Genomic DNA, 12,325 nt, shown 5'->3' with positions numbered 1-12,325 from the left:
CCGGGCCGTTTCCGTCGCGGGTCGCGCGGCACCTGTCCCGCCGCGTGCGGCCCGGCTGGCGCCCTACTCCGCCGCGTGCGGCCCGGCCACGACAACGTCGTCAGCCGCCCGGTGCACGTGGATGCAGTCGCCCGGGCACTCCTTGGCGGCGTCGATCACGTCCAACTTCAGGTGATCCGGGACACCTACTCGCACTCCGGGGTCGAGCTGCAACTCTCCGCTGTCATTTTTCACGTAGGCGAGGCCGTCGACGTCGAATTCGAAGACCTCCGGCGCGTACTGCACGCACAGGCCGTCACCCGTGCACAGATCCTGATCGACCCATACCCGCAGCTCTGACATCGCGCATCCTCCCCCTCGGCCAGGCCCCTGGCCATACGGACCCAACCTACCGCGCCGTAACGCGTCGGGAATCGCCGGATCAGGGGGATCGATTTTGCCTCCGCAACCGTTAGTGTGGAGAACACGACGTCAAGCCCGGGGAGGTGGGACGTGGCACGAAACGAAGATGCTGACGCGCGCGCCGAGCGGTGGGAGCAGGAGGCGCAGGACCTCTCCACGCAGGTCGAGTTCCTCCAGGAGGAGCTCGCGCTACTGAGGCGCAAGCTGACGGATGGTCCACGGCACCTGAGGCTCCTGGAAGAGCGGCTCGCCGCCACCCAGGCCCAGTTGCAGCGGTCATCGGAGCAGAACGAGCGACTGGTCGCCACGCTCAAGGACGCGCGCGAACAGATCATCACGCTCAAAGAGGAAATCGACCGACTGGCCCAGCCACCCAGTGGATACGGTGTATTCCTGGGTCGATACGACGACGACACGGTGGATGTCTTCACCGGCGGCCGCAAACTCCGGGTCGTGGTCTCACCGTCCATTGAGCTCGACAAACTCCGTCGCGGGCAGGAAGTCCTGCTCAACGACGCCCTCAACGTCGTCGAGGCGCTCGGTTTCGAGCGTGCCGGCGAGGTCGTGTCCCTCAAGGAGATCCTCGAGGGCGGCGACCGTGCGCTCGTCATGTCGCACGCGGACGAGGAGCGGGTGGTCCACCTCGCGGAGACCCTGATCGGTACGCACCTGCGTCCCGGCGACTCCCTGCTGGTGGAACCGCGCGCGGCCTACGCCTACGAGCGGGTGCCCAAGAGCGAGGTCGAGGAGCTCGTCCTCGAAGAGGTCCCCGACATCGACTACAGCGATATCGGAGGCCTCGACCGTCAGATCGAGATGATCCGCGACGCCGTCGAGCTGCCGTTCCTGCACGCCGAGCTGTTCCGGGAGCACCAGTTGCGCCCGCCGAAGGGCGTTCTGCTCTACGGGCCGCCCGGCTGCGGCAAGACCCTGATCGCCAAGGCGGTGGCCAACTCGCTGGCCAAGAAGATCGCCGAGCTGCGCGGGCAGGAGAAGCACACCAGCTTCTTCCTGAACATCAAGGGTCCCGAGCTGCTGAACAAGTACGTGGGCGAGACCGAGCGGCACATCCGGCTCATCTTCCAGCGGGCCCGTGAGAAGGCCAGCGAGGGCACGCCGGTGATCGTGTTCTTCGACGAGATGGACTCCATCTTCCGTACCCGTGGAAGTGGCGTCTCCTCCGACGTGGAGAACACCATCGTCCCGCAGCTGTTGAGCGAGATCGACGGCGTCGAGGGCCTGGAGAACGTGATCGTGATCGGCGCCTCCAACCGCGAGGACATGATCGACCCGGCCATCCTGCGCCCCGGCCGGCTCGACGTGAAGATCAAGATCGAGCGTCCGGACGCCGAGTCGGCCAAGGACATCTTCTCGAAGTACATCCTGGACACGCTGCCGCTGCACGACGAGGACCTCGCCGAGCACGGCAACGCCCGTAACGCCACCGTCGCCGGCATGATCCAGGCCGTCGTCGAGCGGATGTACACCGAAACCGAGGAGAACAGGTTCCTCGAGGTCACCTACGCCAACGGTGACAAGGAGGTCCTGTACTTCAAGGACTTCAACTCCGGCGCGATGATCCAGAACATCGTGGACCGGGGCAAGAAGATGGCCATCAAGAACTTCCTGTCCTCCGGCAAGAAGGGGCTGCGCCTGCAGCACCTGCTCGACGCCTGCGTCGACGAGTTCCGCGAGAACGAGGACCTGCCCAACACCACCAACCCCGACGACTGGGCCCGGATCTCCGGCAAGAAGGGCGAGCGGATCGTCTACATCCGCACGCTCGTCTCCGGCGGCAAGGGCGCCGACGCCGGCCGTTCCATCGAGACGGCCAGCAACACCGGTCAGTACCTGTAGCACTCCCGCGGCGGCCCGGTCACCCCAGGTGACCGGGCCGTTCGCCGTTCCCGGGGCCGATCCACCGCCCCGCACACCTCGCCGCCGGCGCCACCTCCTAGTCGGCCGGTGCTGGTCCGGGTCCGGTGATCCTGTCGAGCCAGGTCCGGTACCGGCTGGCGAAGGGCTCGGTGGCATCGCGGAGTGCGGCCGTGAGCCAGTCGGCGGTGTCGCCGGCCCGGGCGATCATGTCCGGTGGATAGGAGTAGCGGACCTGATGGTCGGCGAACTCGTCCTCGTCGTCGAGATAGACCCGGCCGGTGTCGCGTTCGCGGCAGGCGTCGAGGTCCAGATCGATCATCGTCACCTCGCCCGGGTGGAGCCAGCGGGAGGGGGTGGTGACGTCGCAGTAGGCGTCCAGGCGGGCGGGTGTGCCGTAGAACGAGGCGGTCCACCAGGTCTCGCGGGGGACGAGAGTGACCAAGGGGCTCGTGGAGGTGCGGATCGGCCCCTGGTCGGCTTTGCTGAAGACGGTGCCGACGGGGGCGCCCAGCCAGACGCCGTGGTCGTCCTCGCCGAGGCGGAGCATGGTGAAGTGCCAGTGCAGGCTGCCATCGTACTTACGGACGGTGAACTGGACCTCATCGCCGATCATGCCCGCGACGCTACTGCCCGTGGCGTGTTCCCGCAGTCCGGTCCGGTGGTGGGAGCGTCGTCGCCCGAGAGCCGCCGGGCGAGGGCCCGCCTGACCCGGGTCGGCCCGGCCAGCCCGACCCCTACCCCGGCGGCCGGGTGCGCGAGGGACCCCGGCAGCATGGGCCCCATGTCCGCCATTGACCCCGTGGAGATCGTCGCCGGGAACATCCAGCTCAGGCCCCCGCACGCGCCGGAGGGGCCCGCCGCCTGGCGGATGCTCCAGGACCCGGGGGTCGAGCCGGCCCCCGGCGTCACCGACGAGGCCACTGCCGCCGCCTGGTGCCAGGGCCTCGGGGACTGGTCCCCGGGGCACCAGGTCACCTTCTCGATCCTGGAGATCACCGAGGGGAACCTGCTCGGCATGGTGCACCTCAACCGCATAGACCAGACGTGGGGTACCGCCAAGCTGGGCTTCCGGATCGCCCCCTGGGCCCGCGACCAGGGCATCGAGGTCGACGCGATCGGGGCCGTCTCCCGCTGGGCGTTCGGGGCCCTCGGCCTCGAACGGATCGAGTTCCTGCACCTCGTCGGTCGTGCGGCCGACTGCCAGGTGGCCGACCGCGCCGGCTACCTCCTGGAGGGCACCCGCCGGGGCGGCTCCCGCGACGACGACGGCGTCCGGCACGACGACCACCTGCACGCCCGCCTCGCCACCGACTGACCGGCCCCGGGACCGTCATGGGCGCCCGCGCGGGCCCATGGCGCGTCCCGCTTCCCGTCCCGGCAGGTCCGGCCCACCCGGGCCGCACCCCGAGCTTCCCGCGCCCTGCGTCTCAGGGGAAACCCCGACCGGTGTCCGACCTAGGTCGTACCCCGCGAAGGTTGTGGGGTCCGACCTGGGCCTGATGCCGGACGGTCCGGACCGCGCCACCCTGGAGGTACCAGAGACAAAGGGGTGCGTGATGAGCGACCTGCGACAGATGTTCCGAGCGGTGGGCACGGCACTGGCCGGGGTGGTGGCGACCGACACCACGGCGGCCCCGCCCGCCGACCCCGACGTCGTGCACGGGATGCTCGCCGAGCTCGGCCTCCCCGGCGACGACGACGCGGCCCTGCGCCGGTTCCAGGCGGAGGCCGGGCTGACCGTCGACGGTTTCGCCGGCCCGGTCACCACCCACGCCCTGGTCACGGCCGTCCGGGACCGGCATCACTGGGACCTCGCGGCCTGACCCGCGCTAGTGTTTCCGGCATGACGATCACGCCGGGAATGGTGACCATCGACTGCGCCGACCCGGCCCGCCTGGCCGCGTTCTGGACCGCGGCGCTGGGGTACGAGGTCGCCGCGGAGTACCCGGGCTTCGTGATCCTCGGCACCGGCGACACCCTGCGGGTCGGCCTGCAGGCCGTGCCCGAGCCCCGGACCGGCAAGAACCGGGTGCACCTCGACTTCCTCGCCGACGACCGCGAGGCCGAGGCCGCCCGGCTCACGGCGCTGGGCGCGACCGAGGTCGCCCGGCGGTCGGCACCCGGCGGCGGTTTCGCCTGGATCGTGCTCGCCGACCCGGAGGGAAACGAGTTCTGTGTCGGCGAGGCAGGGTAAGGCCCGAAAGGCCTACGCTGTGAAGCTTGTCCGCCACTACGAGCTTATGGAATCTCCTAAATCCCCGTAGGCTTCAGCGTAGAGTCGGCCGATTGAGGGGCGGGGTGTGCGGATGAGTGTGCGTCGCGTGATGGGTACCGAAGTGGAGTACGGCATCTCGGTGCCGGGACAGCCGGGGGCCAACCCCATGGTGACCTCCTCCCAGATCGTCAACGCCTACGGAGCCCGACCCGAGCTGACCCGCGGTGGCCGCGCCCGCTGGGACTACGAGGAGGAGTCGCCGCTGCGCGACGCCCGCGGCTTCAGCTACTCCGGCGCCCTCTACGACCCGGCCGAGGCGCTCGCCGACGAGGACCTGGGCCTGGCCAACGTCATCCTCACCAACGGCGCCCGGCTCTACGTCGACCACGCCCACCCGGAGTACTCGACCCCCGAGGTCACCGGCCCGCGCGCCATCGTGCTGTGGGACAAGGCCGGCGAGCGGGTGATGGCCGAGGCCGCGCGCCGGGCCGCCACGATCCCGGGCGCGCCGCCGATCAACCTGTACAAGAACAACACCGACAACAAGGGCGCCAGCTACGGCTCCCACGAGAACTACCTGATGAAGCGGTCGACCCCGTTCGCCGACATCGTGGCGTACCTGACGCCGTTCTTCGTCACCCGGCAGATCTACTGCGGCGCGGGCCGGGTCGGCATCGGCCAGGACGGCTCGGGCACGGGCTTCCAGATCACCCAGCGCGCCGACTTCTTCGAGGTCGAGGTCGGGCTGGAGACCACGCTCAAGCGGCCCATCATCAACACCCGGGACGAGCCGCACGCCGACGCGGACAAGTACCGGCGGCTGCACGTCATCATCGGCGACGCGAACCTGGCCGAGATCGCCACGTACCTCAAGGTGGGCGTCACGTCCCTGGTGCTGGCCATGATCGAGGACAAGGCGCTGGCCGGCGACCTGGCGATCGCCGACCCGGTGGGCGAGCTGAAGGCGATCAGCCACGACCCGACGCTGACCCACCGGGTGCGCCTGCGCGACGGCCGCCGCCTGACCGCGCTCGACATCCAGTGGGCCTACTACGAGCGGGTCCGCAACTATGTGGACGCCAAGGGCACCGACGAGGAGACCGAGGACGTCCTGATGCACTGGGAGGACATCCTCTCCCGGCTCGGTTCCGACCTGATGAGCTGTGCGGACACCCTCGACTGGGTGGCCAAACTGCGACTCCTCGAGGGGTACCGGGAACGCGAGGACCTCACCTGGGCGTCCCCGAAGCTCCAGCTCGTCGACCTGCAGTACTCCGACGTGCGCCTGGAGAAGGGCCTCTACCACCGCCTGGTGGCCCGTGGCTCGATGAAGCGGCTGTTCACCGACGAGGAGGTGGCCCGCGCGGTCACCGAGCCCCCGGAGGACACCAGGGCGTACTTCCGGGGCCGCTGCCTCGCGCAGTACTACTCCGAGGTCGTCGCCGCCAGCTGGGACTCCGTCATCTTCGACGTGGGCCGCGAGGCGCTGGTCCGGGTGCCGATGCTGGAGCCGGAACGGGGCACCAAGAAGCACGTCGGTGCGTTGTTCGACCGGTGTGCGAGCGCCAAGGATCTCCTGGAGGCGCTGACCGGTAAGGGTTCGGCGTAACAGTTCAAGTCTGAACGTGCCGGGGGACTGTTTTGTCACACCGGCGCGTTAGGGTGAGTGACGCTTCTCAGGAGGGAGATCACCGATGGCTACACGTGACACCGGTGGGCAGTCGCAGTCGGGGAAGAACCGCAAGGACGACGAGGTCGACACCCCGCCGCCAGCCGTCAACCCGGAGGCCGCCGAGCGCCGGGAGAAGATGGGCGAGGACGTCGACGACCTGCTGGACGAGATCGACTCGGTCCTGGAAGAAAACGCGGAAGAGTTCATCAGAGGATACGTACAGAAAGGCGGGGAATAGAAGCATATGTCCGATTCCGTATCGGACAGGAACGGTCCGGGCCCCGCTCGCGGTCGTTCCCTGCGGAATTCCTGCGCCGACCTCTGCGTGAACGGTCATCGCCCATCCGGCGGGGCCGGCCACGGCGGGTCCCGTGACGACGGGCACGCCACGGCCGGCCGTGTGGAATCGCCGGAGCGCCAGGGCGCGTCATCCGGCGGCCCGAGCGGCCGCCGACCCGTTTCCCCAACGACTTCCGCGAGCGACCGCGCCCTGCCGGTGGAGCAGGGTGGACGGTCCGCGACCCGCGGTGCGCCGGCCCCCGAGCACGTTGACCACGATCATGAATTCGGTAACGTACGTGGCAACCTGTGTTTCCAGTGCAGTGGTGGGCTCGGCCAGTTCCAAGACAACGTCGGCAGCCTTCGCAAGGCGATCGAGTATCTGAAGGAGACCACGTGGCATCGGGATTTGATTCACCCGGGCGTCTTCCCGCTTTCTTCACCACTCCGGGGTCCTCGTCGTTCACCGAGTTCCTGAGCGCCGCCGCCCCGGAGATGCTCCCGGGCGGGCGCGCGCTCCCGCCGGGCAGCGCGGCCGACATGGCCCCGCACGCGACCACGATCGTCGCCGTCGCGGCGGCCGGTGGGGTCGTGCTCGCCGGTGACCGCCGCGCGACCATGGGCAACCTCATCGCCAGCCGTGACATCGAGAAGGTCTACCCGGCGGACGCGTACTCGCTGATCGGCATCGCCGGTACCGCGGGCGTCGGCCTGGAAATGATCAAGTTGTTCCAGGTCGAGCTGGAGCACTACGAGAAGATCGAGGGCACCCCCCTCACCCTGGACGGCAAGGCCAACCGGCTCGCGACGATGATCCGGGGCAACCTGGGCGCCGCGATGCAGGGCCTCGTCGTCGTGCCGCTGTTCGCGGGCTTCGACCTCGACGCGGTCGACCCGGCGAAGGCCGGCCGGATCTTCAGCTACGACGTCGCGGGCGGCATCTACGCCGAGCGCGACTACCACGCGATCGGCTCCGGTTCGCTGTTCGCCAAGTCCTCCCTGAAGAAGCGGTACACGCCGGGGGTGAGCATCGCCGACGCGCAGGCGATGGCCATCGAGGCGCTGTACGACGCGGCGGACGACGACACCGCCACCGGTGGGCCGGACCTGTCCCGCCGGATCTTCCCGATCGTCATGACGGCCACCGCCGAGGGCACCCACCGCCTGGGCGACGCCGAGACCGCCGCGCTGGCCGAGGCGATCGTCGCCCAGCGTTCCGTCTGACCCCTGACTCACTGAGAGGAGCCCAGCCGTGGCTATGCAGTTCTATGCCTCACCCGAGCAGATCATGCGGGACCGCTCGGAGTACGCCCGCAAGGGCATCTCCCGGGGGCGCAGCGTCGTCGTCCTGACGTACGAGGGCGGGGTGCTGTTCGTCGCGGAGAACCCGTCGACGGCCCTGCACAAGATCAGCGAGATCTACGACCGGATCGGCTTCGCGGCCGTGGGCCGGTACAACGAGTTCGAGAACCTGCGCGCGGCCGGGGTGCGGATGGCCGACCTGCGCGGCTACTCCTACGACCGCCGCGACGTGAACGCCCGGGGCCTCGCCAACGGGTACGCGCAGACGCTCGGCGCCATCTTCACCGACTCCTCGAAGCCGTACGAGGTCGAGGTCTGCGTCGCGCAGGTCGGGGCGACCCCGCAGACGGACGAGCTCTACCGCCTGACGTACGACGGCTCCGTGGGCGACGAGGCCGGCTTCATCGCGATGGGCGGCTCGACCGAGGCCATCTCGAACAAGCTGCGCCAGAGCCACAACCCGGAGGCGGCCCTCGGCGACGCGCTGAAGCTGGCGATCGCCGCGTTGGCCAGCGTGGGCGGCGAGGGCGGCAAGCCGCGCGTGCTCGAAGGGCCCCAGCTGGAGGTGGCGGTGCTGGACCGTCGCCGGCCGGGGCGCAAGTTCCGCCGGATCACCGGTGCGGCACTCGGGAACCTGCTGGACGGCACGGGTGGGCCGTCCGAGGCGGAGTCCGCCCCGGAGAAGCAGCCGACCCCGACGGACACGGCCATGACCGCCGGTCCGGCGACCTCGATCGACCCGCCCGCCTCGGTGGAGGCGGAGACGCCGGCGCCGCGGAAGCGGGCGAAGCCGGCCGCCGCTACCCCGCCCGAGGACTCCGGGACCGCCACGGAGCCGACCGACAGTTGAGATGTGAGTCAGACGCGGGCGGGCCGCACCCCGCCCGCGTCTGACTGTGCGGATGACGTGGGGCCGCCGACGGCACGGGGTGCTTCCGTGCCGCGTTGGCCTGCTCGGTCTGTGGGCTTGCGCGTGGGCCGGGTCGTCTAGCCTTCCGTGCCGTGTGGTTCTGGCTCGGTCTGTTGGCTTGCGTGGGCTGGGTCGCCTAGCCTTTCGTGCCGCGTGCCGCGTGCCGCGTGCCGCGTGCCGCGTGCCGCGTGCCGCGTGCCGCGTGCCGCGTGGTTCTGGCTCGGTCTGTGGGCCTGCGCGCGGGCCGGATCGCCCCGTTTCCGGTCCCGCGCGGTCCTGGTTCGGTCAGTGCTGGTGGACTCCTCCCGCACCCCGCACCCCGCACCCGCACCCCGCACTCCGCAACGGCTCGGGGCGGACGCGGCGGTTCCGGGGACGGATTCCGACCCCGGGTAGCTCTTTACTTCGTGCGAGTGGCCCGTCGCCCTTCGGGGTGGCGGGCCTTCGTCCTGTCTGGAGGGTGTTGTGGGTCGGGTCACGGGTGACAGCGCGCCGGCAACACGTTAGCCTGCCCTAAGTTAGGTAATACTAACTCGAAGGGGTGGTGGGGTGGCGTGCGGGTCTCCGACGGCCGGACCGCGCTGGTCGACAGCGTCGTCGCCGAGCGGCACCGGCACGCCGTCGAGGCCATTCTCGGCGGCGAGGACGACCGGCTGTTCGTGGCTCTCCCGCCACCGTGGGCGTCAGGGCCGGTCGCGCCCGACCTTGCCCGTCGTCTGGAGAAGGACCTGCTCATCGCCGTGGGGGTGGTGGGCGCCGGACTCCCGGGTGCCGGGGTCGGAGCCCGGCACCCGGGGCCACGGTCCCGGCTGGCCGACGGTCGGGAGCACGTGTCGCGTGCACCGGCCGGGGTGGCTGAGTTGCCCGTCCGCGCCGAGCCACAGGTCCATGCCGAGTCGACGGTCCGGGCCGAGTCGACGGTCCGGGCTGAGTCGCAGGTCTGCGTTGAGCTGCCGGTCCGCGCCGAGTCGACGGTCCGCGTTGAGTCGCAGGTCCGCGTTGAGCTGCCGGTCCGGGCTGAGATGCCGGGTAGTGCTGGGCCGCGGGTCCGGGCCGAGTCGACGGGTGCCCCGGTTTTTCGTACCCGTCTCGGGGTGGTTGATTCTGGCCGTCACGAGTGGGCCGACAGTTGGCCCGGGGCGACCCGGCTCGGGGACTGGGGCGTTCCGCCCGAGCTGGTGCTGCCCGTCGACTCGCCCGGCCGGGTCGCGGCCGCGCTGGCGACCCTGACGGCGGAGGGCCGGCCCGCGCGGCTGGTCGTGGACACCACCGGCGCGGACCCGCGGGTCGTCGGGGAGTGGGCGTGGCGGATCGCGGAAGGGGAGCGTGGCGTGGCGGGACTGGTGCTCGACGTCGGGGACTGGGGCGCGGACCGGGTGGCAGGGGTGCTGCGGGTGCTCGCGGCGGCGGTCAGGGAGCGGCGGCATGGCTGAACAGAGCGGCGGGTCGGCGGCGACGGGGGGCTGTGTGGTCGAGGTCGGGGCGGACCGGCGTGTCGGGGCCGACAGTCCGGTGGTGCGAACGTTGGCCGGCGTGTTGGACGGATTTGACGCCCAGTTGATGCGAAATCGGCAGAAAATAGCCGTGCGTCACGGCGACCACGTCCTGACGTACGCCGAGCTCGACGCCGCAGCCAGGTCCCAGGCGCGCAATTACGGGTTCGGATCCGGGACTGTGGTCGCCGTGGCGCGCCCTGGTGGGGTGCGTGACCTGGCCATCGTGCTGGCCGTGGCCCGGGCGGGCGGCGAGGTGGCGGGGCTGGAGCCGCCGGATCCGGAGCTGGTGCTGGACCCCGAGGTCGCGGGCGTCCTGCGCCGCCTGGCGGGTGCCCCGCGGTCGACGTCTCCCGCGCGCTGATCTGACCCGCGTCCGCCGTCGCCCACCGGGCGGGTGACCTGGGCAGGCCGTGCGCCGGGAGCACCGGGCGAGAGCCACGGACCGGGGCCAGGACCACGGATCAGGGCCAGAGTCATGGACCAGGGCCGGAGTCATGGACCAGGGCCGGAGTAGAGCCACGGACCAGGGCGAGAGCCACGGACCAGGGCCAGGACCACGGACCAGGGCCGGTGCCAGGGGCCGAGGGCCGGAGCCAGTGCAAGAGCCAGAGTCACGGACCAGGGCCGAAGCCAGTGCAAGAGCCAGAGTCACGGACCAGGGCCGAAGCCAGTGCAAGAGCCAGAGTCACGGTCCAGGGCCGGAGTCAGGGGCCGAGGGTCGGAGTCAGTGCAAGAGCCAGATCGAGGGCTGGAGCCGTCAGGGGTACGCGGGCCCGCGAGGTCCGTCCGGAGTTCCGCCAGGAGTCGGATGCCGGCGGTCAGCTCGCCCGGGCTGGTCGCCGCGTACCCGATCACCAGGCCCGGGGGTCCCGCCGCCGCCAACCGCAGGCTGCTCAGCGGCGTCGGGGCCAGTCCGTGCTCCAGGGCCCGCGCGCAGAGTTCCGCGTCGTCCACTCCGGACGGCAGGCTCACCACGGCGTGCAGCCCGGCGGCGATGCCCTCGACGGTCGCGTCGGGCAGGTACGCGGCGACGGCGGCGGCGAGCGCGTCGCGGCGGGTGCGGTACGCGCGGCGGGCCCGGCGCAGGTGCCGGTCGTAGCCGCCGCCGGTGAGGAGTTCGGCGAGGGCGAGCTGTTCGAGGGTGGGGCCGCCCCGGTCGGCGGCGGTCTTGGCCCGGGTGACCGCCCCGCACAGGTGCGGCGGGACGAGGAGCCAGCCGAGCCGGACGGCCGGCGCGAGGGCCTTGCTGACGGAGCCGAGCAGGGCGGTCACGTCGGGGGCGACGCCCTGCACGCAGCCGACGGGGTCGCGGTCGTAGCGGAACTCGGCGTCGTAGTCGTCCTCGATGATCAGGGCTCCGGTGTCGCGCGCCCAGGCGACGAGGGCGGCCCGGCGGGCGGGGGAGAGCACGACACCAGTGGGGTACTGGTGTGCCGGCGTGACCAGCACCGCCGCGAGTCCGGCCGGGGGCACGGTGATCCCGGAGCAGTCCACGGGCACCGGCACGGGTTCCAGGCCGTTGGCGAGGAGATGGTCGCGGACGCCGGCGCTGCCCGGGTCCTCCACGCCGATCCGCCGGCCGGGCAGCACGGCGGCGAGCAGGGCGAGGGCCTGGGCGGTGGCCGTGGTGACCAGGAGGTGCGCGGGGTCGGCGCGGGCGGCGCGGACCCGGCCGAGGTGTTCGGCGAGGGCGGCGCGCAGCCGGGGGGAGCCGGCCGGGTCGGGGTAGTCGAGGTCGACGTCGAGCATGGTGGCCAGGGCGTGTTCGTAGGCGCGCCGCCAGCCCGCGCGGGGGAACAGGGCCAGGTCGGGGACGCCGGGGCGCAGGGGCACGGGGAGGGGCGGCTCGTCGCGTACCCGGAAAGGGTCCTGGTTGGGGGTGGGGGCCAGCGCGACGACCGTGCCGGCGCCGCGCCGGGCCGAAAGCCAGCCCTCGGCGGTGAGCTGTTCGTAGGCGGTGACGACGAGGCCCCGGGAGACCCGCAGGTCGGCGGCCAGGTCGCGGGTGGAGGGCAGTCGGGTGCCGGGGGCGAGGGTGCCGTCGCGCACGGCGGAGCGCAGCGCGTCGACGAGCTGGTCGCCACGCGCCGGCCCGGTGAGGGAGAGCCCGAGCATTGGTCCCCTTTTTCACTGATCAATTGGCCCTATGGGGCGGACCAACGCGGTACTAG

General features: G+C 71.3%; 14 protein-coding genes. 11 read left to right on the top strand and 3 right to left on the bottom strand.

Going from position 1 to position 12,325, the window contains the following annotated elements:
- Nucleotides 1-63: 63 nt before the first annotated feature.
- Complete coding sequence (locus AB0M43_RS13665; protein WP_363724296.1) at nt 64-342, bottom strand: ferredoxin; 279 nt, start codon at nt 340-342, stop codon at nt 64-66.
- A 150-nt stretch (nt 343-492) separates the two neighbouring features.
- Here AB0M43_RS13665 and arc point away from each other — a divergent pair, with 150 nt between their 5' ends.
- A complete protein-coding gene (gene arc, locus AB0M43_RS13660) occupies nt 493-2,259 on the top strand; it encodes a proteasome ATPase (RefSeq protein WP_363724294.1) in 1,767 nt (588 codons plus the stop codon).
- Nucleotides 2,260-2,356: 97 nt separating this feature from the next.
- Here the strand turns inward: arc and AB0M43_RS13655 are convergent, their stop codons facing one another.
- Nucleotides 2,357-2,893 carry a DUF402 domain-containing protein gene (locus tag AB0M43_RS13655; RefSeq protein WP_363724292.1) on the bottom strand — a complete coding sequence of 179 codons (537 nt, stop codon included), beginning with the start codon at nt 2,891-2,893 and terminating at the stop codon, nt 2,357-2,359.
- A 168-nt stretch (nt 2,894-3,061) separates the two neighbouring features.
- Here AB0M43_RS13655 and AB0M43_RS13650 point away from each other — a divergent pair, with 168 nt between their 5' ends.
- The 10 genes from AB0M43_RS13650 (at nt 3,062) to AB0M43_RS13605 (ending at nt 10,515) form a co-directional block, all read left to right on the top strand.
- Nucleotides 3,062-3,595, top strand: coding sequence for a GNAT family protein (locus tag AB0M43_RS13650; protein WP_363724290.1), 534 nt, complete (start codon nt 3,062-3,064; stop codon nt 3,593-3,595).
- Between the two features lie 241 nt (nt 3,596-3,836).
- Complete coding sequence (locus tag AB0M43_RS13645) at nt 3,837-4,103, top strand: peptidoglycan-binding protein (RefSeq protein WP_363724288.1); 267 nt, start codon at nt 3,837-3,839, stop codon at nt 4,101-4,103.
- Between the two features lie 20 nt (nt 4,104-4,123).
- Nucleotides 4,124-4,474, top strand: a complete 351-nt coding sequence (locus tag AB0M43_RS13640) for a VOC family protein (protein ID WP_363724286.1) — start codon at nt 4,124-4,126, stop codon at nt 4,472-4,474.
- 112 nt (nt 4,475-4,586) lie between these two features.
- Nucleotides 4,587-6,104 (top strand): depupylase/deamidase Dop, encoded by a 1,518-nt coding sequence (gene dop, locus AB0M43_RS13635; protein ID WP_363724284.1) that lies wholly within the window; start codon nt 4,587-4,589, stop codon nt 6,102-6,104.
- Between the two features lie 85 nt (nt 6,105-6,189).
- On the top strand, nt 6,190-6,405 hold the full coding sequence (locus AB0M43_RS13630) for a ubiquitin-like protein Pup (protein WP_363724282.1): 216 nt from the start codon (nt 6,190-6,192) through the stop codon (nt 6,403-6,405).
- A gap of 6 nt (nt 6,406-6,411) precedes the next feature.
- Nucleotides 6,412-6,924: an endonuclease domain-containing protein gene (locus tag AB0M43_RS13625; RefSeq protein ID WP_363724280.1), complete on the top strand. Its 513-nt coding sequence runs from the start codon at nt 6,412-6,414 to the stop codon at nt 6,922-6,924.
- Nucleotides 6,843-7,670: a proteasome subunit beta gene (gene prcB, locus AB0M43_RS13620; protein ID WP_363724278.1), complete on the top strand. Its 828-nt coding sequence runs from the start codon at nt 6,843-6,845 to the stop codon at nt 7,668-7,670. The genes AB0M43_RS13625 and prcB overlap by 82 nt, the downstream gene beginning before the upstream one ends.
- A 28-nt stretch (nt 7,671-7,698) precedes the next feature.
- A complete protein-coding gene (gene prcA, locus AB0M43_RS13615; RefSeq protein ID WP_363724276.1) occupies nt 7,699-8,598 on the top strand; it encodes a proteasome subunit alpha in 900 nt (299 codons plus the stop codon).
- Nucleotides 8,599-9,212: 614 nt separating this feature from the next.
- Nucleotides 9,213-10,091 carry a hypothetical protein gene (locus tag AB0M43_RS13610; protein ID WP_363724274.1) on the top strand — a complete coding sequence of 293 codons (879 nt, stop codon included), beginning with the start codon at nt 9,213-9,215 and terminating at the stop codon, nt 10,089-10,091.
- Between the two features lie 151 nt (nt 10,092-10,242).
- Nucleotides 10,243-10,515: a hypothetical protein gene (locus AB0M43_RS13605; protein ID WP_363724272.1), complete on the top strand. Its 273-nt coding sequence runs from the start codon at nt 10,243-10,245 to the stop codon at nt 10,513-10,515.
- A 287-nt stretch (nt 10,516-10,802) separates the two neighbouring features.
- Here the strand turns inward: AB0M43_RS13605 and AB0M43_RS13600 are convergent, their stop codons facing one another.
- A complete protein-coding gene (locus AB0M43_RS13600; RefSeq protein WP_363724270.1) occupies nt 10,803-12,269 on the bottom strand; it encodes a PLP-dependent aminotransferase family protein in 1,467 nt (488 codons plus the stop codon).
- Nucleotides 12,270-12,325 lie beyond the last annotated feature (56 nt).

The sequence above is a fragment of the Longispora sp. NPDC051575 genome (assembly GCF_040681875.1).
In the GTDB taxonomy this organism is placed as follows: Bacteria; Actinomycetota; Actinomycetes; order Mycobacteriales; family Micromonosporaceae; genus Longispora.
The sequence above is the reverse complement of the archived record's forward strand: the minus strand, read 5'-3'. Positions and strand labels throughout refer to the sequence as shown.